At 28.3% G+C, this 19,255-nt stretch carries 17 protein-coding genes and 1 pseudogene; 2 read left to right on the top strand and 16 right to left on the bottom strand.

Features of this window, described 5'->3' with window-relative positions:
- The first annotated feature begins 51 nt into the window (after positions 1-51).
- A complete protein-coding gene (gene rpoC / locus ACUBP5_RS00090) occupies positions 52-4,320 on the top strand; it encodes a DNA-directed RNA polymerase subunit beta' (RefSeq protein ID WP_482168291.1) in 4,269 nt (1,422 codons plus the stop codon).
- Positions 4,321-4,412: 92 nt separating this feature from the next.
- Here the strand turns inward: rpoC and truA are convergent, their stop codons facing one another.
- The 11 genes and pseudogenes from truA to ACUBP5_RS00035 all read right to left on the bottom strand — a co-directional run bounded on the left by truA (position 4,413) and on the right by ACUBP5_RS00035 (position 13,510).
- Positions 4,413-5,156, bottom strand: a complete 744-nt coding sequence (gene truA / locus ACUBP5_RS00085; protein ID WP_482168290.1) for a tRNA pseudouridine(38-40) synthase TruA — start codon at positions 5,154-5,156, stop codon at positions 4,413-4,415.
- 281 nt (positions 5,157-5,437) lie between these two features.
- Positions 5,438-6,079: a phosphoribosyl-ATP diphosphatase gene (gene hisE / locus ACUBP5_RS00080; protein WP_482168289.1), complete on the bottom strand. Its 642-nt coding sequence runs from the start codon at positions 6,077-6,079 to the stop codon at positions 5,438-5,440.
- 1,209 nt (positions 6,080-7,288) lie between these two features.
- Positions 7,289-7,702, bottom strand: a complete 414-nt coding sequence (locus ACUBP5_RS00075; protein ID WP_482168622.1) for an OstA-like protein — start codon at positions 7,700-7,702, stop codon at positions 7,289-7,291.
- 116 nt (positions 7,703-7,818) lie between these two features.
- Positions 7,819-8,271 carry a Fur family transcriptional regulator gene (locus tag ACUBP5_RS00070; RefSeq protein ID WP_482168288.1) on the bottom strand — a complete coding sequence of 151 codons (453 nt, stop codon included), beginning with the start codon at positions 8,269-8,271 and terminating at the stop codon, positions 7,819-7,821.
- 93 nt (positions 8,272-8,364) lie between these two features.
- Positions 8,365-10,599, bottom strand: a complete 2,235-nt coding sequence (locus ACUBP5_RS00065) for a RelA/SpoT family protein (protein ID WP_482168287.1) — start codon at positions 10,597-10,599, stop codon at positions 8,365-8,367.
- Between the two features lie 58 nt (positions 10,600-10,657).
- Complete coding sequence (locus ACUBP5_RS00060) at positions 10,658-11,065, bottom strand: Rid family detoxifying hydrolase (protein WP_482168286.1); 408 nt, start codon at positions 11,063-11,065, stop codon at positions 10,658-10,660.
- Positions 11,066-11,284: 219 nt separating this feature from the next.
- Positions 11,285-11,641: a hypothetical protein gene (locus ACUBP5_RS00055; RefSeq protein WP_482168285.1), complete on the bottom strand. Its 357-nt coding sequence runs from the start codon at positions 11,639-11,641 to the stop codon at positions 11,285-11,287.
- A 3-nt stretch (positions 11,642-11,644) separates the two neighbouring features.
- Entirely contained in the window at positions 11,645-12,181 is a 537-nt protein-coding gene (locus ACUBP5_RS00050) for a putative LPS assembly protein LptD (protein ID WP_482168621.1), read from the bottom strand.
- 232 nt (positions 12,182-12,413) lie between these two features.
- On the bottom strand, positions 12,414-12,692 hold the full coding sequence (locus ACUBP5_RS00045) for a putative LPS assembly protein LptD (RefSeq protein WP_482168284.1): 279 nt from the start codon (positions 12,690-12,692) through the stop codon (positions 12,414-12,416).
- Between the two features lie 37 nt (positions 12,693-12,729).
- Positions 12,730-13,061: pseudogene (locus tag ACUBP5_RS00040) on the bottom strand (putative LPS assembly protein LptD).
- 59 nt (positions 13,062-13,120) lie between these two features.
- Entirely contained in the window at positions 13,121-13,510 is a 390-nt protein-coding gene (locus ACUBP5_RS00035) for a hypothetical protein (protein ID WP_482168283.1), read from the bottom strand.
- Between the two features lie 325 nt (positions 13,511-13,835).
- Between ACUBP5_RS00035 and ACUBP5_RS00030 the strand changes: the two genes are divergently transcribed.
- The gene (locus tag ACUBP5_RS00030; RefSeq protein ID WP_482168282.1) at positions 13,836-14,687 is read left to right on the top strand and encodes an N-acetylmuramoyl-L-alanine amidase family protein; all 852 of its coding nucleotides are present in this window, start codon (positions 13,836-13,838) and stop codon (positions 14,685-14,687) included.
- A 639-nt stretch (positions 14,688-15,326) separates the two neighbouring features.
- On the opposite strand, the gene ACUBP5_RS00025 is transcribed toward ACUBP5_RS00030, so the two are convergent.
- The 5 genes from ACUBP5_RS00025 to ACUBP5_RS00005 form a co-directional block, all read right to left on the bottom strand.
- Positions 15,327-16,166, bottom strand: coding sequence for a ribonuclease Z (locus ACUBP5_RS00025; RefSeq protein WP_482168281.1), 840 nt, complete (start codon positions 16,164-16,166; stop codon positions 15,327-15,329).
- Between the two features lie 358 nt (positions 16,167-16,524).
- Positions 16,525-17,196 (bottom strand): CPBP family glutamic-type intramembrane protease, encoded by a 672-nt coding sequence (locus ACUBP5_RS00020; RefSeq protein ID WP_482168280.1) that lies wholly within the window; start codon positions 17,194-17,196, stop codon positions 16,525-16,527.
- A 613-nt stretch (positions 17,197-17,809) separates the two neighbouring features.
- On the bottom strand, positions 17,810-18,523 hold the full coding sequence (locus ACUBP5_RS00015; RefSeq protein WP_482168279.1) for an SAM-dependent methyltransferase: 714 nt from the start codon (positions 18,521-18,523) through the stop codon (positions 17,810-17,812).
- A 130-nt stretch (positions 18,524-18,653) separates the two neighbouring features.
- Positions 18,654-18,788 (bottom strand): hypothetical protein, encoded by a 135-nt coding sequence (locus tag ACUBP5_RS00010; protein ID WP_482168620.1) that lies wholly within the window; start codon positions 18,786-18,788, stop codon positions 18,654-18,656.
- Positions 18,789-18,958: 170 nt separating this feature from the next.
- Positions 18,959-19,123, bottom strand: coding sequence for a hypothetical protein (locus tag ACUBP5_RS00005; RefSeq protein ID WP_482168278.1), 165 nt, complete (start codon positions 19,121-19,123; stop codon positions 18,959-18,961).
- Positions 19,124-19,255 lie beyond the last annotated feature (132 nt).

Raw genomic sequence — 19,255 nt, 5'->3', positions numbered from 1 at the left:
ATATTATTTCTTTTGAAATAGTCAATACAAAAAATTCTATTATCCATAATAATGGCTATTAAAACAGATAAAATAAACAGCAAATTTAACAAAATTACTATAAGTCTATCCTCTCCGGAGGATATACTTCAAGAATCCTGTGGAGAAATACTCAAACCTGAGACTATTAATTATCGCACACATAAACCTGAACGTGATGGGCTTTTTTGTGAAAGAATATTTGGTCCCGTAAAGGATTATGAATGCGCTTGTGGTAAATATAAGCGTATACGTTATAAAAACATTGTTTGTGATCGATGTGGTGTAGAAGTTACTGAAAAAAAAGTACGTCGTGAACGTATTGGCCATATTAGTTTAGTAGTTCCTGTAGTCCATATTTGGTATTTCCGATCTTTGCCTAATAAAATCGGTTACCTCTTAGGTATGCCATCGAAAAAGCTTGATATGATTATCTATTATGAGAGGTATGTAGTTATACAAGTGGGGAATGCTAAGCGTCGTGATAGTAGTCTTATTGAAAAACTTGAATTTTTAACTGAAGAGGAATATTTAGATATATTAGATATCCTTCCAAAGGAAAATCAATATTTAGATGATACAGATCCACATAAATTCATTGCTAAAATGGGGGCAGAGTGTATAGAAGAACTCTTAAAGCGTATTGATATTACTGAGCTTTCATTTAGTCTTCGCCATCAGGCTTATAACGAAACCTCCAAACAACGTCGTATAGAAGCTCTCAAACGGTTACAAGTAGTAGAGGCTTTTCGAGAGTCAAGTAAGAAAATTCAAAATAGAAGAGAATGGATGGTTATCCATGCACTTCCTGTAATTCCTCCTGAATTACGACCATTAGTTCCTCTTGATGGAGGTCGTTTTGCTACTTCTGATCTTAATGATTTGTATAGACGAATTATTATTCGTAATAATCGTTTAAAACGTCTATTACAAATTAAAGCTCCAGAAGTGATTTTACGTAATGAAAAACGCATGTTACAAGAAGCAATAGATTCTTTATATGATAATACTAAAAAGGCATCTACTATAAAATCAGAGGGGAGCCTTCCCCTGAAATCTCTATCTGATTCTTTAAAGGGTAAACAAGGGCGTTTCCGTCAGAATTTATTAGGGAAACGAGTAGATTATTCTGCCCGTTCAGTGATTGTAGTAGGGCCTCAACTTAGGTTACATGAATGTGGTCTTCCAAAAGATATGGCAGCAGAATTATATAAACCTTTCATTATTCGTAAACTTATAGAACGGGGTATCGTCAAAACCGTAAAATCTGCCAAAAAGATTATCGATAATAGGGAGTCTGTAGTATGGGATATTCTTGAAAATGTACTTAAAGGACATCCAGTACTGCTTAATCGAGCTCCTACTTTGCATCGTTTAGGAATTCAAGCTTTTCAGCCTAAACTTATTGAAGGTAAGGCTATACAGTTACATCCGTTAGTTTGTACAGCTTTTAATGCTGATTTTGACGGAGATCAGATGGCAGTACATCTTCCATTAGGCCCAGAAGCGATTCTAGAATCTCAATTATTAATGCTTGCCTCACAAAATATTTTAAATCCTGCTAATGGTTCACCTATTACTGTTCCTTCTCAAGATATGGTGCTTGGGTTGTATTACATGACTAAAGCAGCAGATTCAACTTCTAAGTGTAAAATAAAAGGTGAAGGATTAACATTTTATTCTCCTGAAGAAGTTCAGATTGCTTATAATGAAGGTATAGTTGAGATCAATGCGCGCATCAAGGTAAAAGTTTTTATCCGTAAAGAAGATCAATTTTTTCATAAAATCATAGATACAACTGTAGGAAGAGTCCTTTTTAACCAAGTAGTACCTAAAGAAGTAGGTTATATAAATGAGTTACTCACTAAGAAGTCTCTTAGAGATATTATTGGTAGGATCTTAATCCTAACTAATACTCCTACTACAGTAAAATTTTTAGATGATATTAAAGAACTTGGATTTTATAATGCTTTTAAAGGAGGTCTTTCCTTTAGTTTAGGAGATATCATAATACCTAAGGATAAGAAAACGATGGTTAAAAATGCTATTGAGCAAATAGATGCTGTGAAAAGTAATTATAATATGGGATTAATTACTAATAATGAACGTTATAATCAGGTAATCGATATATGGACTAATACTAATGCAATGCTTACTGAAAAAGTTATGAAGCAAATGCAAGATAATCAGCAAGGACTCAATTCGGTTTATATGATGCTTGATTCAGGAGCCCGAGGATCTAAAGAACAAATTAGACAACTTTCCGGTATGCGAGGATTAATGGCTAAACCTCAACGGGCTGGTTTGGGTGGTGGAGAAATTATTGAAAATCCTATTATTTCAAATTTCCGAGAAGGTCTTTCTATTTTGGAGTATTTTATATCTACACATGGCGCTCGTAAAGGTCTAGCTGATACTGCTTTAAAGACAGCTGATGCGGGTTATTTAACACGTCGTTTAGTTGATGTAGCCCAGGATGTAATTGTTAGAGAAGAAGATTGCAATACTCTAAGAGGACTTGAAATTTCGGCTCTGAAGAAAAATGAAGAAATAGTAGAACCTCTATATGATCGTATTTTGGGTCGTATCCCTCTTTATGATATATATTACCCTGATAAAAATCAGGTTATTGTCTCTTCTGAGGAGATAATTGATGAAAAATATGCTACATTAATAGAACAACTTGGCATTGAGATAATAGAGGTACGATCTCCTCTCACTTGCGAGGCAAAAAGGGGTATTTGTGCTAGATGTTATGGACGAAATCTTTCCACAGGGAGACTTGTTAAAAAAGGAGAGGCTGTAGGAGTTATAGCCGCTCAATCTATCGGAGAGCCAGGTACACAGCTTACTCTTCGTACTTTTCACGTAGGAGGTACAGCTGGGAATATTTCAGAGTCTTCGCAAATTCGTTCTCGTTTTAATGGTGTTATAGAATTTGATGATCTGAGAACTATACAAGCTAAAGATGAAAATGGTAAAAATGTAGAATTGGTAGTATCACGTTCTACAGAAATGAAACTCTTAGAAAGAGATGGGTCTATTCTCATGGTTAATAATATTCCTTACGGAGCTACTTTATTTGTTCATCAAGGAGCGAATATTGAGCGTAACATGGAAATTTGTCGCTGGGATCCTTATAATGCCGTTATTATAGCTGAATCTGCTGGTACTATAGTTTATGAACATATTGAACAAGGTATTACTTACAAGATAGAAATAGATGAGCAAGCGGGATTTCAGGAAAAAGTTATCTCTGAATCCAGAGATAAAAAATTAATTCCTTCTTTAAAAATAATTAATGATAATGGAGAAGATTTAAGAGTATATAATCTACCTGTAGGGGCTCATCTAATAGTAGAGGACGGTGAAAAAATTAATGTAGGAAAAATCTTAGTCAAGATTCCAAGAAAATCAGGGAAATCAAGTGATATTACTGGGGGGTTACCGCGTGTTACTGAATTATGTGAAGCACGTAATCCATCTAATCCAGGTATTGTATCTGAAATAGATGGTGTAGTAAATTTTGGGAAAATTAAGCGAGGAAATCGTGAAATTATTATAGAATCTAAAACAGGCGATACTAGAAAGTATCTTATTAAGTTATCTAATCAAATTTTAGTACAAGAAAACGATTATGTCAAAGCGGGTATCCCACTATCTGAAGGAGCGATAACGCCAGAGGATATCCTCAACATAAAAGGCCCAAAAGCAGTTCAGGAATATTTGGTTAATGAGATTCAAGAAGTTTACCGGTTACAAGGGGTAAAAATCAATGATAAACATTTTGAGATTATTGTACGCCAGATGATGCGTAAAGTCCAGATAATAGATGCTGGAGATACTCGTTTCCTTGAAGATAGTATAGAGCATAAAGGTGATTTTATTGAAGAGAATGATAGAATTTTTGGTATGAAAGTGGTTGAAGACTCTGGAGGGTCTTCACGATTCAAATCTGGACAGATGATTACTCTTACTGAATATCGTAATGAGAGTGATGTCATTAAAAACACAGGTAAAAACCCCATGAAAATTCGTGAAGCTATTCCTGCTACAGCTAAGCCGATACTTCAAGGAATCACGCGTGCGGCTTTACAAACAAAATCATTTATATCAGCAGCTTCTTTCCAAGAAACTACTAAGGTTTTAAACGAAGCTGCTATAAGCGCAAAATCTGATTATTTACTTGGGTTAAAGGAAAATGTTATTGTAGGTCATAAGATTCCTGCAGGTACTGGTTTAAAAGAATATGAAGATTTTATTGTTGAATCTAAGAAAGATTTGAATGGGATTACAATCTAAAAACGTTATAAAAAAAAATATATTTTATTGTTTCTAATTTAATAACATAAAATTAGTCTTTTTTAATAGGTTAAAAGCTATTATTATTTTTTTTATAAAAATAGATTTTTTGGATAATCTATAGAGGTTAAAAAAAGTCCTTTTGCTGGTGCTGAAATACCTGCTTTACATCTATTTTTAGACTCTATGATTTTAATAAACTCTTCTAAGTTAATCTTTCCTTTACCTACATCAATAAGAGTCCCTACAATAGCACGTACCATATTTCTTAGAAATCTATTAGCTGTAATTTCAAACCATAATAAATCATTTCTATATTTCCATTTAGCATATTCTATCTTGCACAGACTAGTTTTATTAGAGGAATGCGATTTGCAGAAACTTTTAAAATCTAAGTGATCTTTAAGAATTTTAGCAGCCTGGTTCATTATATCTATATCAGGTATAGTACGGAACCATTGCCAGCTAAACTCCTTAAGAAAAGGATTTTTTCCTATAGAAAGGAAATAACAATAGCTACGTTTTATAGCACTAAAACGTGCATGTGCTTCAGGGATAACCTGACAAATTTTATAAACTTTAATGTCGCAAGGCAAAAAGGAGTTAAGCTTTTGTGCTAAATTTTGATTTAAATATTCTGTATGGTTAAAATGCGCGAAAAATTGTCGTGCATGGACACCACTATCAGTACGTCCTGCTCCAATAATATCTATAGAATTCCCTAAAAGCTGAGAAAGACAATTTTCAAGTACTTCTTCTATAGAAATTCCAGTTTTTTGTATTTGCCAACCTTGGTATTTTGTCCCATTATACGCTAACTCAATGAAATAACGCAAAAATTTTTAATTTTTAAGAAATTAAAAATATAAAGTCTTAATTAAATTTATTTATTTTACTTTTATGCATAAGCATATTCATAAAATATGATAATGTAATATTATATATAATATTAAAAATATACCGTATCTATTTATAGATATCCTATTTTTTAGTAATATATCCGTTTTACATTTCTTATAAGAAGAAATAATATATATTATAAAAAACAATCTCGATTATCATAATATTTATAAGTATATATCTCTCCTTATCATATTTAAAGGTATTATTACATTCTTCACATATTCTGTATGTGTTTACGTATTTTTTCTTTAAAACGGTCTATTTTAATTTTTAGTTTCCCTTTTTTTTCTCTTTTGCAAAGTATTTTTAGCACATCTCCAAAATATAGTCCCTTAGCATTGAGTAATATCAAAAAATTAAAAATTAAATCAGCTGCTTCATTTAAAAATTTTTTATCATTATGATCCTCTTTAGCTTCTATGATAAGTTCAGTAGCTTCTTCACCTAGTTTTTGGACAATCTTATTTAAACTAGTTTGAAATATAGGACAGCTATAAGATTTTTTCTTTCCATAAAAAGAATTTAGCTCTATGATTTTCTCAATCTTGCCTAGAAAATCATTTTTTTTTTTGTTTATATTTAATTCATTCCATAAACTTTTTTCTATCAATTGTGTTGGAGAAACCTTGATTAATAGTATATTTTTTTCTTCATTAAATAATACTTGTCGTATATTAAGCTCTGGATATTTTTTAATCAAGGCATTTTCTAAAAAATAGCAAGTTTTTTCTGTAATACTTTTATTAAGTGCGTTTTGATCCATAAAAATGCTATCAAGTACCACTTTTGTATTTTTATCTTGTATGATTGCAGGTAGTATGCCTTCAATTCTTATGTTTTTAAAAGATATTTTCATCATTTAAAGGTTGAGAGATATTTGTCATCAAAAACACTTTGGCAAGATACGATATCCCTTCCATATTTCTTATAGGATAAAGTCATAAATACGAATATAAAAACGTAGATTTTATATAGATTTACTCCAAAGAACGCTTAGCCAGTAAGAAGATAAAAAAAGGATCTAATTAGAATATATCTAATGTAGGATAAATATCTAATCCTTTAATAAAGCAACCATATTATTTAGTCTGGGAATAATCTTTTTAAGATCTATCTTTGAGTATATCTTCTTCAAGATTTTTAATAGTTTTTTGTTTTTCCTCTTCTTCTTTATGGTAGATTACGATATTAGGGATAGATATATTTTCTTTTTTCATACGATGTTCTTTATGCCAGTAAAACTGTTCGAGAATACGATCATATTGTTCAAGGGCTTTTATCTCAGGAGATAGTATTGAATAAGTTTTTTGTCTACAAGATATCTTTCGAATCTTTTGGTTAGGTGTACCCCAAATGCCAATGATTTCGCAAGTTGATTTATTAATATTGCGGCGTTTATTTTTTATTTTTTTATCATTGTCTTATTCAACAAAGAAAAGACTTTGGGCATTACCTTTTACCTCTATACTATCGATAATATTATTTTTAAAATAAGCAGTTATATAGTCCCTTTTAAATTGGTGAAAATCCTTTTCATTGTCAGGATCAATTTTACTAATGGTGAAGGCATTTCCGATAAATTCTATAGAATCATCTGCATGAAGATAAATAAAATCGTTTTTTATAAGTTTTATAGCTATAGGATTTTTGAGTAATATAGCTGAATCGGATTTTGGTATATTTATCCATAGTCTCTGGTAAGGAATATTTTTTTTTATTGGATCTTCTGACCATACGTTGCCCTTAGCAGACCCAAATCCAATTCTTTGATCAAAGTATAAACTGTCTCCTTTAAGAATTTTATCATTATAATATAAACTTGAAGCCTTTTTTGCCGTAAGATTTTTCCCCTTCTATATAATAGGGTCCTTTTTCAGTATATATATATTCTTTAGGCTTGAGTTTTTTCCCTTATGATAGGGGGGTCACAATAAAATCTACTTTTTTTTCTTTAATATAGTAGTATACTCTCTGTGAGAGAATGATATATTCTTTATTCTCTATCTTAACGTTTAAGAAAAATTATGCTTTTTTTTTGATAAAAAATATATTCCTTTAAGACTTTTTAAGGTATTTTTTTATGATATATAGTAGCTCCATTAATATAATAAATTTGTTGATTATTAGTGTTGTATTCAAAAATTGGACTGCTTATGTGTACATCTTTATTTATTAATAGCGCATTTCCAATAGCCTTATATTTTTTTTTATGTGAATCATAATAAAGAGTATCAGCTCGGATTTCAATTCCTTTTTGATATCCCTTAGGATTTTCATAGACTTTAACAATTCCACTATTACCGTTATATTCTATTTTACCTCCTATAAGCGTATACTCTTTTGAGTATATTTTTACTTGCCCAAGCCCTAGAAATTCATTTCGTTTTTTATAATATATAGCGCTATCGCAACTTAATCTGTTTTCTTGATATTTAAAACAAACTTTTCCATTAAGAAATAATGTATCAGGATCGACAATCCCTTTTTTTGTATAAGATCGGCATGAATAAAATATCTTTTTTTTACCGGTAGTTCTTTTCTTATCTGGCCCTTAGCCACCAAAGGTTAGATAAAAGAAAAAAATATTTAAATTTTTTAAGAATCATTTTTTTTAACACCATAAAAATACAAAGAATGACTTTCTATTTTTACATTATACTGCTCTTCAACAGTAAATTTTAATGCCTGTATTCTAGGGTCACAGAATTCAATGATTTCACCTGTATCGGTAAGAATTAAATGATCATGTTGTCTATTAAAATAAGCTTTTTCATAAAAAAATTGATTTTCACCAAACTGGTGCTTCCTAATCAATTTACAATCCTGTAAAAGGGATATAGTGTTATAAAGAGTGGCTCTGCTCACACGGTATTTCTTTTGCTTCATATTAAAATAGAGAGTTTCTACATTAAAATGGTCATTGGATTTATAAATTTCTTCTAAAATAGCATAACGTTCAGGAGTATTTCTATAGCCTTGTTTTTTAAGATATTCTTCGAGTACTTTTTTAACAATTTCAAAACGGATTTTTTTTGCAGTTGGATTCATTAATTTTTTTAAGATACTTATCTTGAGCTATTTATAATAAATATTTTAATTTAAAAAATATTAAAATAAGGGAAATAACAAAAAAGATTTTTCCTAGAGGTTAAGTTGTGAATATGATTCAATACGTTTAACTAATTTGATCTGTGGAATTTTTTTGAGTTGTTTGATAGCATAGTTAACTTGATATGTATTTTTTACCTCTAATGTAAGCATACCATTAAAAATATCGTCACTACTAGAAATGTTTATGTTTTTAACCTTAAGTTCAAGATATTTAGCGATAACTTCTCCAATATCTTTAATAAGACCTATTCGGTCAAAGCCTTCTATAATAATTTTTATTTCAAAATTTTCATATAGACAATTTAACCATTGCGCTTTAATGATACGATATTTATAGTTAGCTCGTAAACTAACAGCATTAAGGCAATTTTCTCTATGCACTCTAATGTTTTGTTCAATAGTAATAAATCCAAATACTAAATCATCAGGAATAGGATCACAGCATCTAGCTAAGGTATGGGGATAATATTGTTGGCCATCACCAAAAGTTAGTAAATTATTGTATTTTTTTTCAGGATTGATATTTATTGTAGTAAGTTCTAAAGATTTTTTAGAATCTCTCTTTGCAATAGTATAGTATGATTTATTAAATTCGTCAAAAAACATTTTGAGGTTCTCCTCATAAATAATTTCACTACCTACTTTATAAAATATCTCTTGATTACTAGAGACTTTAAAAAAAGTAATTAATGCTTTTAAGATATTTTCATTAAAGTCCATTTTATATTGACGTAATTTACGTTTGATAATTTCTTTACCTACCTTGGTAATCTTTTTCTTCTCTGCATTTAATGCACTTTTAATTTTTGAACGTGCCTTGGAAGTAATGACTATATTAAGCCAACCTATCTTAGGTTTTTGATTAACTCCACTGATAATTTCTACTTGATCTCCACTTTGTAATATATATTTAAGAGGTACAATTTTACCATTTATTTTAGCCCCTAAAGCACCATCTCCCATACATGAATGGATGCTGTAGGCAAAATCAAGTATAGTAGCTCCTTTAGGGAGAAAAATTAAATCACCTTTATGTGTAAAAACATAAATTTCTTTTGAATAAAGATTCAATTTTAAATTATCGATAAGTTCTATTGTGTTATTATAATATTCGGTATTAATAACTTCACGTATTTTATTGATCCAATCTTCTAACCCTTTTCCATAGTTTTCTTTAACCCCATATTTATATTTATAATGTGTTGCTATACCTTTTTCAGCAATTTCGTGCATACGTTCCGAACGAATCTGAATTTCTACCCATCGACCTTTAGGTCCCATTACCGTAGTATGTAAAGATTCATAACCTGTAGACTTAGGGTGGGATATCCAATCACGAAAGCGTTTTGGATTTGGATAATATAAATTCGTTACCACAGAATAAATCTTCCATATTAAAAAACGTTCCTCTTTAGGAGAGGTTTTATAGATAATTCTTATGGCTAAAATATCATATATATTTTCAAAAGGCACTCCTTGTTTGTTCATCTTTTCTCTAATCGAAAAAATCGATTTGGGACGACCTTTAATTTGATATTTTATTTTTTCCTTATCAAGAGCTTCTCCTATGTTTTTACTAAATGCTTCGATATAATTTTCTCGCGTTTGTTTGCTGTCTTCAAGTTTTTTAAGAATATATCTATACGTTTTTGGTTCAAGGTATTTAATACTTAAATCTTCGAGTTCCATTTTAATGTTAAAAAGTCCTAATCTATGTGCGAGCGGAGCGAAGATATAAAGCGTTTCTGAGGCAATATTTTTTTGCTTTTCTATTGGCATAGCCTCCATAGTCCGCATGTTGTGTAATCTATCAGCTAGTTTGATCAAAATTACTCTGATATCTTCAGAAAGAGTAAATAAAAGTTTTCTGTAATTTTCAGCTTGTATTGATATATTTTGATTTTTAATTTCTGAAATTTTTGTAAGTCCATCAATAGTTTTAGCTACTTTTTCATTGAAAGCATATGAAATATTCTCTAACGTATAATTGCTATCCTCCACTACATCGTGAAGCAATGCTGCTATTATAGCTATGGCATCAAGGCCTATCTCTTGCGAGACTATTTTCGCTACGGCGATAGGATGGTATATATAGACTTCGCCTGATTGCCTTTTCTGCCCTTTATGAGCATCAATAGCCATATCCATAGCTTTTCGAATTAGGATTTTATCCTCTTTGCTTAACGTTAAATAAGATTGTGATAAAAGATCTTTATATCTTCTAGCAATTTCATGGGATTGTTCTTCGTTATAGCTTTCTTGCATAACTTTAATCCTTCTCTTTTAAATCTTAATAAGATCTTTACTATATTAACAGAAATATTTATTTACAAGTAGTATTTTTACATTTTGACGAATAAGCGATAAGAGAAATTTCTACATCCACATCCTTTGGGAGTCTGGATACCTCTATCGTTTCTCTTGCTGGATAGTTTTTCGCCTTAAAAAAACTTCCGTAAACTTTATCCACTTCAGAAAAATCATTCATATTCTTAATAAAGATAGAGGCCTTTACTGCGTCTTCAAAGTCCATATCTGCTTCTTTAAGATATGCTTTGATGTTTTTCATAACCTGAAGTGTTTGATTTTTAATACTATCTGAAATTACTTTTCCGTTATAAGGATTTAGTGGGATTTGGCCTGAAATATATAAGAATCCATCTATAAGAATAGCTCCGCTATAAGAACCTATAGGTATAGGAGCATTTATTGTACAAATGATCTTTTTCATAAAAATTTGGAATTTACTTTAGGGATAGAATATAAATAAAATATAGAGTGCTATATCTTTTTTTAACATTTCGATTAAAAGAGTAAGATCAGATACGGATTAAATTATCATGTTTTTAAATCTTTACTATTAACTTAATTATATGAAAACTTTTTTTTTAGATTTAAAAATCATTGAGTAACGCTGAATAAGATTCTTTTTTACTAAATTTTAAATTATTTAAATAGGGACTTTTACTCCTATAGCGGAATTCCATCTTGATTTAAAAATAGAGGAAATAGGACCCCAGTTAAAATTCATCGAAAAACTTCTTAAATCTCTTTCTAATTTTAGATTTAAGTACGTAAATTTTTGATCTATTAAATTATAATAACTATTAAAGACAACCCTCCAATAAGGGCTAAAAGATAAATCGCCGTCGAATTTTAAATCGGTACTATGATACTTATTATCTATACACTCTATATTATAGCTATAACTTATGCTTACATTTAAGTTCCATAATATATAATAATGTGCGTAATTATCCTCATCGAAATAAAAATTTTCATAACGGATCTCTCCTTTTTTAGGCATATTCTATTGTTTTTTAACAGCTTCTTGAGAAATCTTATTATTCATAGAATAACTTATATATAAGTTAAAATTTTTTATGGTAAAAAACCCTATTTTATCAATCACTATTTCTTTATAAGGGTTTATAGGAGATTTTAATATTTTATAAGGAGTTATACTGCCTCTAAATTGAGTGGTTACATTTTTAGTAAATGAAATATTTATGTTAAAATAGATATTAGACCATTTAAATTCTTTTTTATCTAGATCATAATCAATTTTAAAAGTTAACTGTTTAATAACAGCTATTTTAAGTAACTTATCACTTTGTGAGGGATCTTTAATTTTTATTTCCAAGTTGTTATTTAAAGAAATACGTAATTCTCGACTTGAGATGTCGTTGTCAAGATTACTCTCATAAAAACAATTTTCAAAAATTGTATAATCTCTTTGTTTATTCTCTTCATCATAGGGTTTTTGATAATCCCAAAAATTTTGTATATGTTCCGGGACATATACAAGATAAATTTTAAAATACATGATATATCTCAGCGCCTGAATAAAATTTTTTTTTTTTAATAGTAAAAGTTTATAAAGGATGGTAGATAATTCAGTTTTATATACTTAAAGTGCAAGAAATATTAAAAATTTTGTTTACCTCACTATTTCGTTTAATATTTTGTGATCTCCAAATTTCATCATATAAGAGATTAGGTAAAATATGTATATACCTTAATAAGGTTATAGAGTTTCCTAATTTTAATTCATGATAAATATTAGTTACCATATATCATCAAACATTGATTTTTTTAAAAAAAAAATCCTCAATAGTATTAACTTTATTAGTTAAAGAAAAATCATAATCTATAAATAAGTTTTGTAAAAAATCATTATTCTTCTCTGAAAATAAATTTTGTCTGTTTATATTAAAGTTCAAGCTTAGAAGATCTCCAGTAATTTTTCTTGCATTGAAATTTTGATTTAAATCAATGATCTTAAAATTCATTATTGTAGAATCATTAAATCTTTTACTTAAAATAATATTTGAGCTATTATTATTATTAATTAGCATACTAATGCTATCTGTAGACAATCCATTTTTATAGAAATTACTGTTTAAAAAGTCTACGTACCGAAAAAATTAAACTCGGGTTTTTACTTTTATCTTGTTTATGATCCCATTTAAATCTATAATTTTTAGACTTGGAATAATCATTTAATCCTATATTATTTCGGGGTTGTATTTCATAATTAAATTCTAATTCCCGGAATATTTATAAAGTTTTTTATAATCCATATGCAACCGAATTCCCCAGCTTCCATAAGTATAAAATGAGGTGAAAATCTTAGCTTGACAATAATTAGAAATAGGGGAAAACCCAAATCTTCTATAAAAAAAACCTTCATTACATTCTCCATAGTTATGGAAATATAAAGCCAGTGCTATTATTTTCAGAGGTAGAAATATAAGAAAAAGGTATGGGGATAGGGAAAGGAACTTTATAAAAAATAAATAAATATATGGCCGGTAATAATAGCTTTATTATTATAGTGTTTAAGCCTTGTAATTTTGAAAAAATAATCAGGATTCTTAGTTTTTCTTTCCTTGAAATAAGTATCTGTTATATATAAAATATCACGCATTAAATGGATATTTTCATTTTTTTGAAATACTTTCTTAGATAGCATTACCCCATGTTGCCCTTCAATTCTTACATTTTCCGCTTCTCCTTCTTTAGTCTTGAAATTTAAATGGAAGCTATCATATTCATATTTTTTCCCTGATTGTGTTAAAACAGCTGAGCTACTTTCCGTGGAGTTAAGTTTTTTACGTGCATAAATCATATTATTTCCCCAGTTGATCTCTATATAATCTGCTGATATATGCATATCAGTAAATTTAATCGAAGCACTACCTATAAGATAGGATTTTTTCTTAAGAAGATCATGATCTTGAGTATCTGCACTATATTTTATAATTTTTTTTAATTAAAGTTTTTTTTTGTACTTTCGGCGTATTTTCAATTAATTTTATATCTTTCTTATTGTTAGAATAGGACATATATATAGTTTGAGAATAAGCTATTCTCTCATCGTTAAATGACAAAAAAACAAATAATGATTATTAATCTTCATTTCAAGCAAGTCCTTTGTTAAGAATATATATTTTTAGAATATTGCCTGCTCTAAAATAGTTAAAAATTATTCCTTAATTATGAAAGAAATTTTTTTATATTTTTTATTATTTTCTACTCTATCTTTTATTTATCCTCAGACAAAGAAGCCTTTTATATTAGTAATAGATGCTGGTCACGGAGATATAGATTTTGGAGCTTATGTTCATAAAGAATATGAAAAAAATATAACTTTATCGGTATCTAAAAAATTATGTAAATACATAGAAAAAAAATATTCCTCAACGGTTAAAATAATACAAACACGTAAAACTGATAAATTTATTTCTTTAGTAGAACGGGTGAAAATTGCCAATCAGCATCGTGCAGACTTATTTATTTCTATCCACTGCAACTCTAATCCTCAGTCTTCTTCCTATGGTACTGAAACCTATGTATTAAGTATACACCGTAATAAGGATAATTTTGAAGCAGTAAAACGAGAAAATTCTATAATATTTTTAAATACTCATTATAAAAAAACCTATAATGATTTTAATCCTAATTCTCCAGAATCAATTATTAAGCTTACTTTGATCCAAAGTAATTATTTAAAAAATAGTATAGAATTTGCTAAAAAAGTTGAAGAAAATTTTTTGAAAGCTCAAAGGAAATCTAGAGGTGTAAAACAATCAGGATTTTTTGTTATTCGTGAAGTATTTATGCCTTCTGTGCTTATTGAAATAGGGTTTATAACTAATTTAAATGAACGTAATTTTTTAGCTTCTTCTTTTGGCCAGAAAATTATAGCTTTATCCATCTTTAAAGCTTTTTCTAGTTTTAAATCAGAATACGATGCTAAAAACTCTTCAAAAAAACAAATATTCCTAAATACAAACTCTTCAGTAAGACATAGAGTTTCTAATATAAAAACTAAAAGCAAGATTCCCTAATAAGAATCCTCAATTAATTTTTATAGAATAAAAGATTACTCTTTTTTAATTCTTATTTAAGAAGGGATATTAGTCCTATATACTTTTTTCGCTCTTATACAAAGATATATAGTATTATATAAGCATAATTAAACGGAATAACTTAAGTATGGGAAGCTTCTATCTATATTTATCTTAGTCATAAAAAAATAAAATTTTATTTAAGAAAAAGTAAATACAGAAAATTTACTAAAAAAAATACTTTATATAAATGTACCTATATAAAATAGGTAAAAGTGAAATATATAGCCATTATATATAGGATTGATTAATTTCTTCAAATTTTACATCTTATGATATAATAAACATTAAAGAATCAGAATATATTAATATCTGAATAGAGTTATAACAAATTTAGATCCTTTAAAAAGTTATATTGATTTTTCTACGTTTTAAAAGAAAAAAGTATTACTTATAAGTATAACAAGTTATTTATTCCGATAACAAAATAATAAAAAGCTATAAGTTCTACTGCTTAAAAATATCTATATAAAAAAAATAGGATTTATTAAATAAATAAGACCTCTATTAAATAGAGAATAAATTTTTGATGAAAGTTATTTTATCTCTTTTTACTTAATATCTAAAAGATACCATAACTTATTCTATGGAATACCTTTCTAGAGTTTTTGATGCTTGACTATTAGAAAAAATATTTTGTGCTTCTAACTCGAAACTTTTGATATTTGGGAAACGCTGAGAGTAATGGCCTAGTAATAATTTTTTTACTTGAGCTTCTTTAGCAATCAGAGCAGCTTGCTTTGCCGTACTATGACCAGTAATTGCGGCCCGTTTAGCTTCTATATCAAGAAAAGTAGATTCATGATATAATAGATTTACTCCTTCGATTTCTTTTACAATTTTCCTATGATAGATAGTATCTGAGCAAAATGCATAAGATAAAGGCTCTATTGAATCTAGAGTATATTTAGAATGTCTTTTAACTTCCTCTAGATTTAATAGTTTAGATTGGTGTTTTTCTCTAAATAAGAATCCGTTTGTATATATTCGGTGTTTCAAAGGTATGTTTTTAACACTAATAGTATTATCTTCCCATATCTTTTCAGAGGTTGTAGATGATAACTCAATATATTTAATAGGATAATAAATAGGATAACAAGTGTATTTGAGTTGTAGTTCAATAATTTTTTTTAATCCCTTAGGTCCATAAATAAACAAAGGATTATTACGTCCTATTAAATGATAAGTAGATATTAACCCGATGAGGCCAAAAAAGTGATCACCATGTAAATGAGAAATGAATATGCGGTTTATACAATGGGACTTTATACCTGCTCTTTGAAGTTGTCGTTGAGTACCTTCTCCACAATCTATAAGAAATAGATGTCCTTGCATTTGTAATACTTGTGCTGTAGGGTATGAATTTTTTGCTGTTAATGCTGAATGTGCCCCGAGCACGGTAATTTGTGCATGTTTCATCTCATAAAGTATTTAAAGAGGCCTTTTGAGAAGTATATATTTTGTTTATAGTTTATATTCATCCTTAATATAATTTTTTTTATAAGTATTGTTACCTTATATATCTATTTGTAATAAGGCGTATTATAGGTTTTTATTATCTTATAATAAAAAAAAATGAATCCTTACAACTTCTTTCTCTCTTAAGAAGAGATATATCCCCTAAAAAAGGCAGATCTTATAAATATTTAAAAGAGTATAGCCCTACCCCCTATTGGCATAGGGGGTATTTTATTTTTGACAACATCTAATTTTTAATATGAGATTTTTAAAGTGTTAACTTCAATAAGAAAACCGCATTATCTATAATAATAAAGTCCTAGTTATTTATTTTACTTTTATTTGTATAGCAAATAAACCAACGTAGTACAATAATAAAAGAAATGAATACTATAAAAATATAATACTTTGATTGAATCCATCCATAAATATAATCTTCTTTAGAAAAGAGTACATTAAAAAAAATAATTCCGTTGTTTAATCCATGTAAAAGGGAGCATATAAAAATAGACCTCGTTCTAAAATATACTAATCCTATTACATTCCCTGCAAAAAAAGCGGTAATAATCTGCCAAGGATTAACATGAATAGCTCCAAATAAAAAAGATGAAAACAAAATAGATTTTAAAGGGGAGATACCATTATTTAAGAGGCCTTCGAGTAAAATTCCTCTAAAAAAAAATTCTTCACAAAAAGGTGCTAATAAAATCGCCACAATAAAAAAACCAATAGGAGATCTTAATTGGTAATTAATATTTGTATTAAACGAGCGATAAATAGGACCTAAAAAGGAGCCTTCTTTAGGAAGAATTCCAATTAAATAATAATTTATTAATACAGTAAAAAACATTAATAAAAAAGCAATTATATAGGTATATAGTGTTATGCCTTTAGATAGTTCGTTTTTTTTCTCATTACATTTTTTTCCATGCCTCTTATTAATATATATATAAAGTAGTATAAAAGGAAAAATATATCTAATTATAAACATTACTAAGTCCAATTTTGGATAATAGATGGTCTCTAATAAAAAATTAGAGACTAAATAAGATAAGATATTAGAAATAATAAATAATAAAATTAAATGAAATGCGTATCGGTAACTGATTTTAAAAACAGACATGATGATAATGATAAATTGTTAAAGATTAAAAACAAATAAGAAAATTATCTATAACAAAATAAATAGGGATAATTTACTTTGTAAAAGTAACAAGTAGGAAAAATATGCTTTTATTAGATTACTTATGTAACCTATTCCAAAAACTATAAGGTTATATAAAACAACAAGTATTACATAGAATATTTTATTTTTTTCTGATAAAACAAATAAGTTTTAAAATTTTTCTATCATTCTATAAATTGTAGAATAGTTTTTTTATTTTCATATATAAATATTTCATTATAAAGTTTTTAGCTGTTTAAATAAAATTTAATAATCAGATATTTTTTTTTACAAATAAAGTTAGTGTATCAATTTTATTTTATTAGCTCATATCCTTTTTAAATCTATTTACACAACTAATATAGAACGTTATTTTTCTTCTTTTAAAAAAATAGAGGAATTTATAACTACTAAGTTTTTAGTTTAGTAATTTATCTATCTAATAGGCAAAAAGAGCAAACAAGCTAGGTCTTTTATAAAGATCGACGCTAGTTCTCCTCCATTGTGAAATGGACTGAGTTTTAATCATTTCGTTTTGCCCAGTAAGTTCTATAGCTATAGTAAGCCAACTATGTTCATTACAAGTGCAAAGAAGCATTTCTAGAAGTTTTTTATTACGATAAGGGGTCTCCATGAAAATTTGCGTTTGTTTATTTTCTCTAGAATGTATCTCTAGAGATTTAATTTTTTTTTTCAATAAGTCTTTAGCAATAGGTAAATATCCATGAAAGGCAAATCGTTGCCCACTTAACCCTGAAGCCATTAAAGCCATAAATATTGAAGAAGGACCGCTAAGGGGAACTACAGTGAGTTTTTGGATATGTGCTTTTAAGACGATATCTGATCCGGGATCAGCAATACAAGGCAGACCAACTTCCGATAAGAGGCCCATAGAACGGCCTTTAAACATAGGTTCAAATAAATAACTGGTATTTTTAATTCTTTTATTATCAGGTTTTGATAACTTAAAAAACTTAAGATGATGTTGAGACTTTTCTGGGCATATCTTCTTTATAAAATGACGTGCACTTTTTTCGTTCTCGACAATGAAGTATGATAGTTCACTAATAATTTCGCCTATATATGCAGGCAGTATTTTATCAAAATCTCCTTGCCAGAGAGGAGTAGGAATTAAAAATAGCTTTCCATGCATATAAAAATCGTGTCTTTATAAAATTAATAAGTAATATTTTTTTTTTGTGTAGGTCACTGATATAATATATGAACATCTTATCTATTCCCGATAAGTTTTAACCGTCTTACAATGTAGTACGGTAGCGTGATCACGACGGCCTATTTTTGAGTCCATCTTTTGCTAAAGAGACTCCTGTATATTCTTTATAAAAATATATCGCGAGCTGTCTCACTTGAATGATATCCCTTTTTAGAGTCTTAGATTGAGTTTGCTTAACACTAATTTTAAAATAGTCATATATTATTTTTTGAATTTGCTCTATAGAAATATTCTTTTTAGTGTTTAATATAAAATTAGGAAGGATATATTCGGTTAGTTTTTATGTGATTCCTTCCTTATTTAAAAGAAGCTTAGACTACTAAAGAGACTAAAGCTCCTTCGAGTTCTCTTATATTAGTATTTATATTTTTCGCGATATGTTCCTATAATATATTTTTCTATACTAAGACTATCTTTATATATTTTACTTTTTATAATTTCTATGCTAGATTCATAATCTGGGACTTGAAGTTCAGATAATAACTCCCACTTAAAGTGGGGAATAAGCCGTTGTTTCATATCTTGTCTATAAATAGGAGGGGGTTTATCATAGGTTATTACTAACTGTTTACTACTTTCTATATGGATGATTAAATATATGAAAAAAAAGCCTCCTGTATAGCTTTTTTTTGCAAAAAAAATGAATATCAC

The organism is Candidatus Insignibacter tubulum (genome assembly GCF_056790205.1).
The sequence above is the reverse complement of the archived record's forward strand: the minus strand, read 5'-3'. Positions and strand labels throughout refer to the sequence as shown.